We start from the raw sequence: 14,535 nt of genomic DNA on the forward strand, positions 1-14,535 counted from the left end.
TGAGACTTCTAGCTTTCTTAGTCTTCTAATGAACTTGCAGTCAGTTCATCAGCTATTGTCACTGGTTTCTTCTCTTTAACTTCTTTTCCAAACTGATCTTCATACATGATTTTCGCTGCCTTTGGAGCAGCCCAAAAGGTCGGTAGTAACAACAAGGAAACCGGAATTGCTGTAACAACAATAAACGATTGAATCGCTTGGATCCCGCCTTCACTAATCATTAACAGCACAATCGCTACTGCCCCCATAATAATTGCCCAGAACACACGCATCGATTTTGGCGGATGGCCGTCTCCTGTTATGGCAACTGAAATGGTATAAGCCATCGAGTCCGCAGTCGTGACAACGAACAAAATGGTAACTAGCAGGAATAGCGGTGCTATGAATGTACTCAGTGGCAATTGTTGTGTAATCGCTACCATGGCAGCTGGTGTACCTGATGCATTCAATGCCTCCGAAATAACGCCTGGCTGAGCTAGTTCATAAAACATCCCCGTACCTCCAACGACCGTAAACCAAAATGCCGTAACGACTGGTGCGATAATGGACACCGCCAAAATCAATTCACGAATCGTACGTCCCCGGGTAATCGTTGAAATAAAGATCGCCATCATTGGACCATAGCCAAGGAACCAGCCCCAGAAAAAAATGGTCCAAGATCCTAACCAAACCGAATCTCCACGGAACGTACTCATGGCAAGGAATTCTTGAAGGTGAACGCCTGATGCCGCGAGAAATGTATCAAAAATAAATCCACCTGGACCCAGTAGCAAAATCGCAACCATTAGGATTAGCGTGATGATGACATTTAAATTACTGAGAAATTGGATTCCTTTACGCAATCCTGTAACAGCTGATATCGTAGCGATAACGACTACAGCAATGATAATGATTACTTGTGTCAATAAAATGTTAGGTACCCCGAACAACGCTTCCATTCCGTAAGCGGCTTGCAAGCCGAGAAACCCAATTGGTCCAATCGTTCCTGCTGCTACAGCAATGACTGCAGACGCATCAATAATCGTCCCAAGTGCACTATTTTTCATGATTTTTTCACCAAGCAAAGGGTACAGCAAAGTACGCGGCTTTAATGGCATGCCTTTTTGGTAATGTGCATACATCAATACAATCGTTCCAAGTGTTCCGAGAATCGACCACGCAAGAAAGCCCCAGTGCAAGTAAGATTGTGCAAATGCAGGAATAACAGCGCTCTCTGTACCGCCCACTACACTTGCCCCAGCAAAATTAGGGGAAGGATCAAGAAAGTGGTACATCGGTTCAGCAGCGGCCCAAAATACCCCGCCACCTGCTAGTAACGTCGTCATAATCATGGCAATCCATTTAAAATAAGCAACTTCCGGCTTTTTGAGACCTCCTAAACGAATGTTGCCGTATTTTGAGAAGCCGAGGAAAAGTGCAATAAAAAACGTTCCTAACAGCAATATTTGCCAAAATGATCCGAAGTATTTTACGGCAAATGCGAAAGATTGGTTGACCATATTTGATACAAAATCTACATTGATAAATGCCGCAAGTACAAAAGCAACGAGTAACCCCCCACTAATTAGCAGTACAGGCCAGTCTGTTCTAGATCCATATTTGTTCAAAATAAAACCTCCTCTATCCGCATATGTTGTAACCGCTTACTTTTTAAAAAAAGTGGAGAAACTTTACTCCACTTCAACGATAATATCAATTTCAACAGCTGCTCCGCGCGGCAACATCATGCCAACTGCAGTTCGCGCATGCGTGCCAACTTCTTCACCAAACACTTCAACCAATAAGTCTGATGCGCCGTTCATAACTTTTGCCTGACCCGTAAAATCGAAAGCCGTGTTGATCATGCCGAGTAATTTGACGAATTTCTTCACTTTTGATAATTCTCCAACTTCTTCTTTAATCGTCGTTAACGCAAATAAAATCGCTTGTCTTGAAGCTTCATAGCCTTCTTCAATTGTTAAGGTATCGCCTACTTTGCCAATTACATCATAAGAAAGTGAACCGGATAAAAACAGTAAATTTCCTGTTCGAACACAAGAAATGTAATTCCCACCTTTTGCACGTTTTTCAGGTAACGCTAATCCTAGTTCTTTTAATTTCTCTTCTGGTTTCATCTGGATCACCTTGCCCTTTTTAAAGTGAGTATGCAATTTCTTTTGTTGCAGCTAATAAATTCGAGATATGTGGCTCCATCGTTTTACGGTTCCATCTAAAAAGTGGGCCGGATATAGAGATTGCACCAATGACGCGGTGTTGCGGATCAAATACCGGTGCCGATATCGCTGCTACATTGGTCGTAATTTCCTCTTCATTTGTTGCATATCCTTGATTTCTTGTTTCTTCAAGCAATTGCTCGATTCGACTTCTTTCTTCTGGTGGGCGTGTTGACAGCACACGCTCTTGTAATTCAGTTGACTGAAATGCAAGAATCGCCCGTCCGCTTGCACCGACATGAATCGGTAACCGTTTGCCCATTCCAACTGAACGTCTGATTTCTTGCTGACTTTCATACTCTAATACACAGATGCGCATTTGACCTGTTGGCATATAAAATCCAACTGTTTCTTCTGTTTCGTTGCGTAGCGACAACAGCCACGGTTCAACCACAGGGGCAATTGGCACTTCCGTTAAGATTTTATTGGCGTAATCTAAAAATACAGTTCCTAAAGAATATAATTTAGAGCGAGGATCTTGAAAAACCATGCCCTCAATTTTTAATGTTGTTAACAAGCGATGAACAATTGTCGTTGATAGCCCTAAGTCTTTACTAATTTCCCCGACACCTTTTGAACCTGATCCTTCATTCAAATAATTAATAATTGATATGGCACGTACTACTGTTGCTGATACTTCCGGTGTTTTTTTCACATTCATATACTCCTTTGCACTCTATTATGACTCATTATGTTACATGCAAATTAGTAAAATAGAAAGGGAAGGCTGCATCCTTCCCTGCTGCTACTCTTTACTTAGTTACTGTTAATGTAACGTGTTTTGTTTTGGCAATAAAACTCAACGGCTTCGCTGCCTAGCTCTTTATATGTGCCTGTGCTTGACTGCTTGTAGCCGCCAAATGGTGCTTGGAAGAATGTGCCTGTTGTCGTCATATTCACTTTGACAATTCCGGCTTGAATTTCGCTAAGTGCACGGTTCATGTATGTTAAGTTTTTCGTGCAAATAGCAGCTGACAAACCAAATGCCACGTCATTTGCTACTTCAATTGCTTCATCAATTGAGTCAATTTCAATAATGCTAATAACAGGACCAAATACTTCTTCTTGTGCAATGGTCATCGCTGATTTTACACTACCGATAACCGTTGGTTCAACGAAAAATCCTTTGTCTGACCCTGCAAATTCTGGAATTCCGCCACCCGTTAATACTTCGCCGCCTTCATCGATTGCTTTCTGAATTAGATCTAATGTAGATTGACGCTCTCCTTCACTTACTTGGGGGCCCATTGTAACGCCTTCATCCATGCCATTACCTATTTTGATTTCTTTTGACTTCGCCACTAATTTATCCGTAAACTCTTGACGAATGTCTTTGTGAATAACTACACGACTCGTTGCTGTACAGGCTTGCCCCGTTTGACCGTATCCACCAGCTACGGCAAGTGCGACTGCTGCATCCACGTCGGCATCTTCCATCACGATCAATGGATTTTTGCCACCCATTTCAAGCAAGACACGTTTCATTTCTTTTGCGGCTTCTGCGTAAATTAAGTTTCCTACACGATTTGATCCTGTAAATGTAATGGCTTTAACTGCAGGATGATTGATCATCTCCGTTACAAGGCGACCCGGTCCCACTAATTGGTTTACGACACCTGAAGGTACACCCGCTCTTTCAACAATTTCCATAAATTTCTGTGCCGTCAATGGCGTTTCAGAAGAAGCTTTTAACACAACTGTATTGCCGCTCAAAATAGCAGGCGCAATTTTCCAAGCTGGAATCGACAATGGGAAGTTCCATGGTGTTACGACTAATACAACACCTAGTGCTTCTTTGTGTAATTCAATTTGAACGCCCGCCATATCCGATTCAATGATACGTCCTGTCATGCGGCGTCCTTCACCTGCATAAAACTTCACGATGCCTGCTGCGTAATTCACTTCTTTAAATGCATCTGCGTATGTTTTACCTTCTTCTTGAACAATGATTCGAGCAATTTCTTCTGCTTCTGCTTCCATGATCGCTGCAATTTTGAATAAGTATTCGCCTCTTGCAGGAGAGGGTGTTTTACTCCATGCTGGGAATGCTGCTGCTGCCGCTTCAATAGCTGCTTGCGCGTCTTTTTCGTTAGACTGACGAACGTTTACCACAACTTCATCTTTGTTTGCAGGGTTTCTAATTTCAAGCATATCTGTTCCTGATGTTTCTACCCATTCACCATTGATAAAGTTCTTTAACACGCGTACTTCATTTTTTACTGTCATCATTTACAATCTCCTCCAGCTGTTATATGGTTTAGCCCGCTCCATGCGATCGGGATTGGTCTGTTGATTCGACTAACATTCGCTTGCCCGTTTCGTTTAAATCCATCCACAATTCTTTGTTGATTTCTGCGCCGTTTTCCCATGAAGAAATCCATTTTTGTTCGAAATCCTCAGTTGTTGTGATAATGCAAGATGGGTCGATGGTTTGTTCGAATTGCTCAATCAATTGATCTATGGCTTCTATAGACTTTGTTCCGAACATGAAAAAGTCTGTAAAGGTTTCCGGCAATACGAGCGCTTTGTCTCCAGTAAGCCTCAATTGTTTATTGATTATTTCCACTATGTCCGCATTGTTTCGCTTATGAATCATCACCGGAAACTCCATACTTGGTGACGCGATAATGAGCGACGAATGACCTCTTAACTTATACAAAATGATGCTTCCCAGTCCTTTTTTCGACATATACATAGCTTGCTGCGCCAGTACGCGTGACGGAGTCGTTTGTTTAATGCACACAGCGGTTGATTGTTGATTTTGCAAACGCGCAATTACGTAATCTGCGCACGCTTTTCCGAGTAACATTCCACTTTGTTTGCCACCATTTATCACTGTCAGTTGCGCTGTTTCACTTACTATTTTCAATTCTTCTAGTTGGCTTTGTAAGTTTGGCAACTCATCTGATAATTGCTGCAATCCATATAACCCAAGAAACTCGGCATTTGCAACGGTTTCTGCCCCTTCTTCTGCGTATCCGTAAGGAACTCCACACGCTTGAAAGATTTTTTTGCAATGCGTATATAATTCTATGTGAGAGACACGCATGTCACCAACTCCTTCTGCGCCTTAAACCCTTCGTCGAAGAAACGGTACCAGTTGCCACCCATAATTTTAGAAATTTCATCAAACGTCATGCCACGAGCAGATAACCCTTGAACAATATTCGGGAAATCAAGTGGCGTTTGGAACCATTCTGGCCAATCCGGCCAACCTGGATTTTCTTTTGAACCCGCACCATACTCGATTTCATGCGTCCACCTTCCCATTCTCATCCATGCCAGAAAATCAACAGACATGTTATGCGTCAAATCGGTTCCAATTCCGATGTGATCAATGCCCATGAAATCTGCAGTGCGTGCAATCATATCGCAAAACTCTTCTAAAGTTGTACCTGCTCCGTTGATCAAGTGAGGATAAGCACACACACCAAGCACGCCTTTATTGTCACGTAATGCCGTTAAAATTTCTTCTGACTTGTTACGCTTTGTTGGGTAAATCCAATCTGGATTAGCATGGGTAATCGCAACTGGACGACTTGATAATGCCAGTGTGTCTAATGATGTTTTGTTGCCCACGTGGGACAAATCAATGACCATTCCAACGCGGTTCATCTCGGCAATGACGTTCTTGCCGTATCTTGAAAGACCAGGATCTGTTTCTTCATAACAGCTGCTGCCGACAAGATTTTGATTATTGTATGTTAATTGCATAATTTTCACACCAAGTTGATTGAATACCGATACTAATCCCAGTTCATCTTCTAAAGCAGATGTATTTTGTGCACCAAGAATGATGCCCAGTTTTCCGATACGCTTCGCTGTAGCAATATCTTCTCCTGTTTTTACAGCCATTACTAGGTCGTTGTGATCCGCAAAGAATCGATGCCATTCCGCCACTTTGGTCAAAGTTTCACGAGCATTCTCCCACAATCCAACACAAGCATGCACACACGTAACGCCACCCTTTTGCAGCATCACTACAAAATCTCGGTCCCATTTACTTAGTTCCAGTGCGTCTATAACCATCATGTCTTTTATATCAATCGTCATTTGATCTCCTCCGAATTTGGTAATAATGGATAGAACCAATCATCATTAAATGCAGAGGTTCCGATTTCTTCAACTAATGGAGCACCTTGGAATAATGTAATGCGAACCCACCGATTCGACTTCGGATCAAATCGTTCTGCTCCAAAAATGGCTAGCTTACATCGCAACAAGTACACTGGCAGTAAATCAGCCCCTGTTAAATTCGCTTGTACTTCGCCATACGGTAATCCTTCAAGAGATTGAATTCTTCTAACAATTCCTCTTAATTCTGGCTTTTCAAATAAAAATAACGCAACTGACTGCTCATCTTCACACGTTGCTAGTTCTGCTGTGAGTTGTTGAACTTGCTCGGCGATATTCATCGGCATTGCGAGTTCAGCGCCGGGATCGACTCCGTGTTCACCTAGACGAGGTTCTTCTTTTTCGACTGATCGATACCAGAAATAATGTTTTTGCTCGGGTTGACTGAAATCATATTGGAATACCCACTCGTACTGCTTTTTAATAATTGAACGCAGAGCTCCAATCGTCATTTCAGGTACTAGGAGAATGCGATCATCTGCATTTGTTTGTTGCTCCAAGTCTACAATAATTTCTGGATATAACTCGATTAGTTGAGAATTAATAAGTTCTTGTGCTTCGACAGTAAATTGCTCTTTTACTCGGTCCGTCAGTTGCACCCAAGTCTGTTCAGTATTGCCTCCTGAACGAATTGCTGTTTCACTACTATCTTTTACTAACGTTAAAATGGCTTCGACTTCATTAGCTAAGTGTCTCGGATTTTCAAAAAACAATGTGTGCGGAATAGGTGCACTTTCAAAGAAGTGATGAACCCGATCTAAGTTGCGAATGAAACGCTTATAATCTTCAGGTGAAGGGTTTTTTTGTTTTGCACACGCCAATGCCGTTTCTCGAATCATCATCCACTGGTTAAGAAGTTTTGGATGCGAAATCACATAAGGAACCATTCCAAGGCCCGTTGCATTCCCTGTGCCTACTAATCTTTTTGCCTCTACTCCCAGTTGAGCCGCTTGTGGATTCCGTTTGCGCGCGATGTGTTCAACCATTTCAAAGCTGAAATGACGCAACATATACACCGCGAACATTTGCGCTTGAAATGCACCGCTGAATGTATGATGTTCTTTTACTTTTTCATAAGGCGCAATGCCAAACTTGCCATTACCATAAACCGCTGTCGTTCTGAACAAGTAGCCAATTTCGTATAGGATATTTAAGTCTGGCTGTTCTCCTTTTGATAGCGCTTCCACAACGTGCTTGAAAACACGCTGACTTTTATTAGCTCTTGACCAAACGAGATCCGTTACATCGCCTCTGCCCATTTCTTGTTTTGGAAGTTCTTGCTTCATTTTTTTTAATTTCTTTTCGGAAACTTCGCCTTCACACAATGCGAACGTGATATCCCATCGTTCTGAAATGACACGATCACTTCGAACTTCATCACTAATTTCTCGTGACAAGGCAACAAACGTATAATGTCCTTGCGGAGTTGTAATTTTATATAAAGCTTCCCCGTAGCCATCGTTATCTAAATCGAATAATGTTTGTTTAATATCCCAAGCTTCGCGCATCATTTTGCGGAACATAATTCGTAAAAAACTGAGACTGGTTGAGCGCATAACTCCTAGTCTTTGGATTTGCATTACTTCAGATGCAGGTCTAAGTGCATCACAATTTTCAATCGCTCGGTTGACCATAATAACCATCCTCCATCTTTCTACTCCTACAGCACTTTTATATAATTCCGAATAACGGGATGCATTTCCGAATCACTCCATTTATCATAATTCCGTTTGAATACTCTGTCAATCATTTCGTATAAAATAATACGAAATGTTCAAATTTTTTTTATATTCTATACTCCTATTTGAGTGATACCAAGCTTCCGCTCCTTCATTTGAGAAACTAGTAATCCAGTTCTATTTTATGTGATTTCAGCACTTCCTATTTTCACTATGCAAAAAAAAGAGAGAACCCAAATACGCTAAGGTTTCTCTCTTTTAATATATTTTTAGCTAACTGTAAAGTCGAACACGATCTAAATATCATCAAAATCAACTCTTAGCTATGCCATTTTCTATGATAGTAGTAAATTGTCACAAGAACGATAAATTCGGACGTTGGAATCGCGAGCCAGACACCCGTCAATCCAAATAGTCGAGGCATAATCATCAGCAAGATTAGCAAAACAATCATTTCGCGTGCTGCAGTAATCCAGGTCGCCATTCGAATATGTCCAATAGATTGATAATAAGTCATCATGACAAAGTTTGTTCCCATAAAGAGATAGGCGATAAAGAATAGTTTAATGCCCGATACCGCTAGCGCCAGCACTTCTTCTGGGAAGTCACCAAACAAGCTGACAATCTGAGTTGCTGCAAATTGACCAATGAGCATAAAGAAGATACCCGCTGCTAGAGATGTAGCTATTGCCAGACGTATCGTTTGCTTTATCTTTTGTTCATCCTTGGCTCCGCTGTAATAACTGATCAACGGTTGGATAGCAGCACCCATTCCGAGAAATAACAACAACATCACACTGTGAACATAGTTCAAAATGGTAAAAGCTGATACACCCACAGTTCCAGCAAGATATTTAAAGGTAAGATTATGAGAAATCGTAAAAACTGAAATTCCGACTTCTGCAAGAAAACTTGGAAACCCAACCGCTAATATAAGAAGAGTAAGCTTCTGATCAAACTTGAAACGTACCAAACGTAAGTTGCTTTTTTTTCTAAAAAAATGCGTACTGAGAATCACTAAACCAACAAGTCCACCAAGTATCGTTGCAAAAGCTGCACCTTTTACGCCAAAATCTAGTATAAATAAAAACACATAGTTCAATATGATATTGACCACTGACGTAGAAATCAGCGCAATCATTGCTGTATTAGGACCTCCATCATTTCGCACTAAAATACTAAAAGTGTTTTCTACGGTAAAGACGAATCCAAACAGCAACATAACGTTCAAGTAATCGGATGTATATTCAAACGTATCCACATTCGCACCTAGTAAATAAGCAAGTTCTGTTCTGAAGATAAAGGCAGTCAGTCCAATGATGATCGTTAAGACAAAGATAGAGGTGATCGCATGTGAAAAAATGATCCGTGCTTGATCTGGACGTTTTGCACCCATCATTGCCGAATATCGAGTCGCAGCACCAATACCAATCCATAAGGACATCGCTACAAAAATAGTGAATACGGGTCCCGCAATTCCGACACCAGCCAAAGCGATAGGTCCTAACTTGTTACCGACCATAATCCCGTCAGCAACAATATTAACAGCCATCAGCAACATTCCAACAATCGACGGAATTAAGTACCTCAAGAAAGACTTTCCTACTGATTCCATGTCCAATCTATTTGTTATTTGTTTCTCTTCCATAACCAATTCAAATCCTCACCTAAGCATTACGTTACCAACATAAAAGGGGGTGGTATATCACGAATTAGGACATTCACCCTTTTTTCCAGTTAAAATTCCGGTCAATAATACGTCCACAATTGTTTCAACTGATTCTGTTACCGTAATGCTATGTACTAAAAAGAAATGTTTATCCAGTGTAATGTTGGAAGCCTCTATAATCACTCTGATCAACAAGTCGATGTTTATATCCTTAACAATCCCTGTTCGAATACCTTCTTCAAGAAGCCCCTTAATATCATCCCACTGGTTGAACTCCCGATTTACGCGCTCCCACTGTTCAGGATAGGTGCGTTTTAATTGCTCCAGAATGCGCAAATCGTAAAATTCATTGTATTTCGGTAAAACAGCAATGGTTTTTTTAATCTTTTCAGCAAGCGTCCAATCTGTGTTATCGATTATTTGCCGAGTCTGATAGTCAAATTCATTAAGTGTACTGTCAATAATGGCATCAAGAATATCCACTTTCGATGAAAAATTTTCGTATAATGTGCGCTTACTTATGCCCAGGCGCTTTGCCAGCTCATCCATCGTGAATTTGATCCCGTTGTAACGTGTTTCCTCAATAAATGCTTGTATGATTCGTGCTTTCAATATATTCTCCTCCTCAGAAAACTTTAAAAACTTTTTTAGTTTTCCTGGTTTAACAATAGTATAATCTGTAACTTGTGTCTATAAAAAAGCCTCCAAGCCATTTCCTCGTATTCGAGGGATTCAAAAAACCTAATCCATAGGAGGATTAGGTTTTGTACTGAGATTAGTTGCACTAGCCGAGCTGCGTTAGTTGGTTATTTTGCAGTTTGACCACCGTCTACTGCTAAATTGACACCCGTGATGTATGAAGATCGATCTGAACAAAGCCATAACGCCGCTTGTGCTTGTTCATCCGGGAGGGCCATGCGACCAAGCGGAATATCATTTTCTACGTATTTTGCTTGGTCAGGTACTTCTTTTGCCCACGACTCTACAGCAGGAGTTAGCGTCATCCCTGGACAAATTGAATTGACGCGAATTCCTTTTTTCGCATATTCTAGCGCGACTGATTTCGTCAGTCCATTGACCGCCCACTTTGCAGCACTATACGTTGCTAAGTTTTCTGATCCGATCAGACCTGATGTAGAGGCGGTATTTACAATATTTCCTCCACCAGAATCGAGCATAGCCGGAATTTGGTGTTTTAATGAAAAGTACAAACTAGTTTGCGTAATTTGTATACAACGGTCCCAGTCGGCTGTTTTCGTTTCGGCAATCGGCAAAGATGGCGCGCCAATGCCAGCGTTATTATGTGCCCAATCCAAGCGGCCATAATGTTCGACCGTTTGCTTCACAAGATCGATTACTTCTTGCTCATCTGCAACGTTGCATCGTAAGAAAATTGCATCGCCACCTGCCTCTACGACTTGTCGCACTGTTTCTTTACCGCCTTCTTCATTAATATCAGAGACGACCACTTTTGCACCTTCTGCGGCAAACGCAAGTGCACTCGCTCTTCCAAGTCCACTCCCCGCTGCGGTAATAATTCCTACCTTATCCATCATTAGAGTACCCAAACCAATTCCTCCTTTTTTATCCATACATTCTAATGATTCTGTATACTTTATTTTTATCCTTCTTTTGCTTTAAAATCTTCCGATTCAATAGGCAACTAATACGAAGTAATAGGTATGAAGTTAGGTTCATTGTTCTGAAATTCTACAATCAAGTTGAATGAATAATTATTCGTTTTCCTTCTATTTTCTTCTATATAACTGCGGGTAAAGCGGTAGTAGAAAACATCCACACCTCGTGGCATCAAACGAGAAAATTAGGGTATAGATAACTGTTCTTCGTTTTTAAAAGCAAGTCGACTTTAGATTCCAACAGCTTTATACAAAGGTTCACAACCCAACTAGAGAGGTGTTCATAAAATAATGGTTCATTCACAAACTGTCGATACGTCTCAATCATTCGATTTAAAAAAATACATTCCGCTGTTAGCTGTGTTGCTATCAGGTGCTTTTATCACCATTCTAAACCAAACACTTCTTGCTACGGCATTACCACCGATTATGAAAGATCTTCAGATTAGTGAAAGTACGGTTCAATGGTTGCAGTCTATTTTCATGCTGGTCAACGGCATTATGATTCCCATCACCGCGTTTTTAATCGGTAAGTTTACGACGCGCAGTTTGTTTTTGACCGCGATGGGCATATTTGCGACAGGTACGCTCGTCGCAGCCGTTTCTCCTGACTTCACGTTTTTGTTAATAGGACGTATGTTGCAAGGTGCGGGTGCCGGAATTATGATGCCACTCTTGCAAACCATTTTGTTTTTAATCTTCCCTGTTTCGCAACGCGGCAAAGCGATGGGTATGTTTGGTTTAATCATTGCCTTTGCACCTGCGATCGGACCGAGTTTATCGGGTTACCTAGTTGACCATTATCCGTGGCGCAGTGTATTTTATGTCGTGTTACCGATTGCGATTGTTATTATTGTCGCAGCTTACTTTTTACTAAAAAACGTAACCGAACAAACCAATCCGAAAATGGATTATTTATCGATTGTCCTTTCGACATTTGGATTCGGTGGTCTTCTTTACGGCTTTAGTGTGGCAGGGAACGTCGGTTGGCTTAGCCCGAATGTACTCATTTCGCTCTTAGTCGGTGCGGTTACGCTGTACTTGTTTATCACGAGGCAGTTAAAACTGGAAGAACCTATCCTTGAATTTCGTGTATTTAAGTACAGCATTTTCTCACTGGCTACAGCGCTTGGTATGATCGTATTTGCTTCAATGATTGCAACAACCGTTATTTTGCCACTTTTCATGCAAAATCTCCTTGGTTTTAACGCCTTGCATTCTGGGCTGATGTTGTTGCCAGGGGCGATTGTTATGGGCGTCATGAATCCTGTAACCGGTGCGTTGTTTGATAAATACGGAGCAAAATGGTTATTGCGTATTGGTTTTGCCATTTTGACAGTTACAACGTTTTTCTTTGCCAATCTTTCACAAGAAACAACCTTTGCGTATTTAGCAACGTTAAACGCCATTCGGATGCTTGGTATCGCAATGGTGATGATGCCATCTACAACACTTGGCTTGAACCAATTGCCCCTTCACCTAATTTCTCATGGTACAGCAATGAATAACACCTTCCGCCAAATTTCAGGAGCGATTGGAACAGCTGTACTCGTGACCATTACCGTTACTGCGGCAAGCGGTAGCTCTGTAGCTGATGCGATTCACGGTGTGAACGTTGCTTTCATCGTAGCAGGGAGTGTCGCTGCATTCGGTTTACTATTGTCTTTTGCTATTCGCGACAAGAAATCAATCCAATAATCGATGAATCGGTTACTCCACTTAAAAATTCTCCGACACACATATGCGTCGGAGAATTTTTATATTTTATCGGAATGGGCTATCGTCTCCCATTGAGTTTATTTGGTCTAGTACCTATTTTTATGGCGCTCACGCCAACTTACCCACGAAACACCTTCACTTCCAAAACCGCAAATTCGATAGCTGAACAGCTTATTAATTGCGGCAAAATCTTGCGTTGTAATTCTGTTTTCACCTGCGTGCCGTGTTGGTAATCAACGAGATAGCGTAATACTAATACAATTCCCGCATCATTCGTATCTACTGAGAACACCGGACGCAAGGCTGCTTGTTGTTCTGACAAATGAAGAATATCTTTTTTCAATTGATGCTGTACTTGTTCTTCGAAATACGTTTCGCCTGCTTCGGTTATCATCTTCTCAGCGGCTTGCCAATCGCTATCAAAAGAAAGAACGTAGCTGATTTCTTGCCATACGAAGGAATTTTTGCCTCCAACAATTTCAAGAGATTCGTTGAAAATAATGCTGTTTGGCAACTTGATCACTCTTCCTGTGTTGGCATCAGCTGATAGTCCGCCCCGTACTTCTAGCAACTTAAGGTTTATCGGGGTGATATCAATGACATCTCCAATGATGCCATTGATTTCTATTCGGTTAGAAATCTCGAAATACTTCCAATACTTAATGACAAAATACGCCGTAATATTTGTCGTAAGTCCTCTCACCATAAAGGCCAAAAAAACACCAATCAGCAGCGCAATTAAGATCAGTGCATTGATTGCCTGAATCCAAATAAATAAGATAGAAAGAATGGCGAGTACCATCACGCCGCTTTTTAAGACTTTCTGAGACTTGAGTCGTTTTTTAAAATCCGCTTCATTGCGTGTCAGCAGTTTCTTTACCAAAAAATAAAAAAGTGCAGCCAGCACAACCACAATAACCGTCAGCGCGATTTTATTGAAATAAGCATCTGGTGTATTCAACGTTGAGAATAAGCCTTCCGATAGATCAGTAAAATAATCTTTTAGAAAATCCGGCATCGTTTCACGCTCCTCGGTCAATTCGTACTAGTAGTATACCTCAACTAGGAGCGTGGGTTCTAAGAAGATAAAAACAAGAAATCCTATTGACGGGATTTGTGTAAGTTGAGTTCATAAATCAATAAGATAATTGCTGCAACAATGCTGATACCCGTTATAGTTAAGAAAATTGCATTAAATGTACCAATGAATACGTAAAGTCCTACTGCTTCTGCAACGGCAACAAGTAATCCATAAATAAAGCTTAAAAAATGATTTCTGCGTATCGCTAAAAATAGGTGAATGACAATAATATTGCCTAAAATTAGCACAAGTCCAGCAATTACGTAATCCATCGAAAAAATACGGGTTTCTTCTGCTGTTCCAAAAAGCGAAAATGAAGCGAATGAGATTGTTGGTATATTAATCGCAACTAAGACAATTGCCCAAATAACCCATTGTATTGTTTTGTTCATTATTTTCTTCT

At 41.1% G+C, this 14,535-nt stretch carries 12 protein-coding genes and 1 pseudogene; 1 reads left to right on the top strand and 12 read right to left on the bottom strand.

Annotated features, from left to right (window positions below; translation table 11 throughout):
- Positions 1 to 113 precede the first annotated feature (113 nt).
- The 10 genes and pseudogenes from FQ085_RS15530 to FQ085_RS15575 all read right to left on the bottom strand — a co-directional run.
- Positions 114 to 1,607: pseudogene (locus FQ085_RS15530) on the bottom strand (BCCT family transporter); the annotation flags it as partial.
- A 63-nt stretch (positions 1,608 to 1,670) separates the two neighbouring features.
- Complete coding sequence (locus FQ085_RS15535; protein ID WP_058386345.1) at positions 1,671 to 2,114, bottom strand: RidA family protein; 444 nt, start codon at positions 2,112 to 2,114, stop codon at positions 1,671 to 1,673.
- Positions 2,115 to 2,133: 19 nt separating this feature from the next.
- Positions 2,134 to 2,874, bottom strand: a complete 741-nt coding sequence (locus tag FQ085_RS15540) for an IclR family transcriptional regulator (protein ID WP_058386346.1) — start codon at positions 2,872 to 2,874, stop codon at positions 2,134 to 2,136.
- A 95-nt stretch (positions 2,875 to 2,969) separates the two neighbouring features.
- Entirely contained in the window at positions 2,970 to 4,442 is a 1,473-nt protein-coding gene (locus tag FQ085_RS15545; protein WP_237150185.1) for an aldehyde dehydrogenase family protein, read from the bottom strand.
- Between the two features lie 28 nt (positions 4,443 to 4,470).
- Positions 4,471 to 5,262 (bottom strand): DUF3726 domain-containing protein, encoded by a 792-nt coding sequence (locus FQ085_RS15550; protein WP_058386347.1) that lies wholly within the window; start codon positions 5,260 to 5,262, stop codon positions 4,471 to 4,473.
- Positions 5,244 to 6,266 carry a membrane dipeptidase gene (locus tag FQ085_RS15555; RefSeq protein ID WP_071154637.1) on the bottom strand — a complete coding sequence of 341 codons (1,023 nt, stop codon included), beginning with the start codon at positions 6,264 to 6,266 and terminating at the stop codon, positions 5,244 to 5,246. Before FQ085_RS15555 ends, FQ085_RS15550 begins: the two co-directional genes overlap by 19 nt.
- The gene (locus tag FQ085_RS15560; protein WP_149457089.1) at positions 6,263 to 7,981 is read right to left on the bottom strand and encodes a hypothetical protein; all 1,719 of its coding nucleotides are present in this window, start codon (positions 7,979 to 7,981) and stop codon (positions 6,263 to 6,265) included. The genes FQ085_RS15555 and FQ085_RS15560 overlap by 4 nt, the downstream gene beginning before the upstream one ends.
- Positions 7,982 to 8,345: 364 nt before the next feature.
- Complete coding sequence (locus tag FQ085_RS15565; protein WP_149457090.1) at positions 8,346 to 9,674, bottom strand: MATE family efflux transporter; 1,329 nt, start codon at positions 9,672 to 9,674, stop codon at positions 8,346 to 8,348.
- Positions 9,675 to 9,731: 57 nt separating this feature from the next.
- On the bottom strand, positions 9,732 to 10,307 hold the full coding sequence (locus FQ085_RS15570; protein ID WP_149457091.1) for a TetR/AcrR family transcriptional regulator: 576 nt from the start codon (positions 10,305 to 10,307) through the stop codon (positions 9,732 to 9,734).
- A gap of 194 nt (positions 10,308 to 10,501) precedes the next feature.
- The gene (locus FQ085_RS15575) at positions 10,502 to 11,263 is read right to left on the bottom strand and encodes an SDR family NAD(P)-dependent oxidoreductase (protein ID WP_149457092.1); all 762 of its coding nucleotides are present in this window, start codon (positions 11,261 to 11,263) and stop codon (positions 10,502 to 10,504) included.
- 360 nt (positions 11,264 to 11,623) lie between these two features.
- Here FQ085_RS15575 and FQ085_RS15580 point away from each other — a divergent pair, with 360 nt between their 5' ends.
- On the top strand, positions 11,624 to 13,030 hold the full coding sequence (locus FQ085_RS15580) for a DHA2 family efflux MFS transporter permease subunit (RefSeq protein WP_149457093.1): 1,407 nt from the start codon (positions 11,624 to 11,626) through the stop codon (positions 13,028 to 13,030).
- Between the two features lie 139 nt (positions 13,031 to 13,169).
- Here FQ085_RS15580 and FQ085_RS15585 read toward each other — a convergent pair whose 3' ends face one another.
- Positions 13,170 to 14,069, bottom strand: coding sequence for a mechanosensitive ion channel family protein (locus FQ085_RS15585; protein ID WP_149457094.1), 900 nt, complete (start codon positions 14,067 to 14,069; stop codon positions 13,170 to 13,172).
- A gap of 83 nt (positions 14,070 to 14,152) precedes the next feature.
- The gene (locus FQ085_RS15590; protein ID WP_149457095.1) at positions 14,153 to 14,524 is read right to left on the bottom strand and encodes a hypothetical protein; all 372 of its coding nucleotides are present in this window, start codon (positions 14,522 to 14,524) and stop codon (positions 14,153 to 14,155) included.
- Positions 14,525 to 14,535: the final 11 nt, after the last annotated feature.

Origin of the sequence: Planococcus sp. ANT_H30 (genome assembly GCF_008369335.1) — a bacterium.
GTDB classification, from domain to species: domain Bacteria; phylum Bacillota; class Bacilli; order Bacillales_A; family Planococcaceae; genus Planococcus; species Planococcus kocurii.

Excerpts from the sequence above, each read along its gene's own strand:
- FQ085_RS15535 (WP_058386345.1), bottom strand. The coding sequence starts at position 2,114 with ATGAAACCAGAAGAGAAATTAAAAGAACTAGGATTAGCGTTACCTGAA.
- FQ085_RS15540 (WP_058386346.1), bottom strand. The coding sequence starts at position 2,874 with ATGAATGTGAAAAAAACACCGGAAGTATCAGCAACAGTAGTACGTGCC.
- FQ085_RS15545 (WP_237150185.1), bottom strand. The coding sequence starts at position 4,442 with ATGATGACAGTAAAAAATGAAGTACGCGTGTTAAAGAACTTTATCAAT.
- FQ085_RS15550 (WP_058386347.1), bottom strand. The coding sequence starts at position 5,262 with ATGCGTGTCTCTCACATAGAATTATATACGCATTGCAAAAAAATCTTT.
- FQ085_RS15555 (WP_071154637.1), bottom strand. The coding sequence starts at position 6,266 with ATGACGATTGATATAAAAGACATGATGGTTATAGACGCACTGGAACTA.
- FQ085_RS15560 (WP_149457089.1), bottom strand. The coding sequence starts at position 7,981 with ATGGTCAACCGAGCGATTGAAAATTGTGATGCACTTAGACCTGCATCT.
- FQ085_RS15565 (WP_149457090.1), bottom strand. The coding sequence starts at position 9,674 with ATGGAAGAGAAACAAATAACAAATAGATTGGACATGGAATCAGTAGGA.
- FQ085_RS15580 (WP_149457093.1), top strand. The coding sequence starts at position 11,624 with ATGGTTCATTCACAAACTGTCGATACGTCTCAATCATTCGATTTAAAA.
- FQ085_RS15585 (WP_149457094.1), bottom strand. The coding sequence starts at position 14,069 with ATGCCGGATTTTCTAAAAGATTATTTTACTGATCTATCGGAAGGCTTA.
- FQ085_RS15590 (WP_149457095.1), bottom strand. The coding sequence starts at position 14,524 with ATGAACAAAACAATACAATGGGTTATTTGGGCAATTGTCTTAGTTGCG.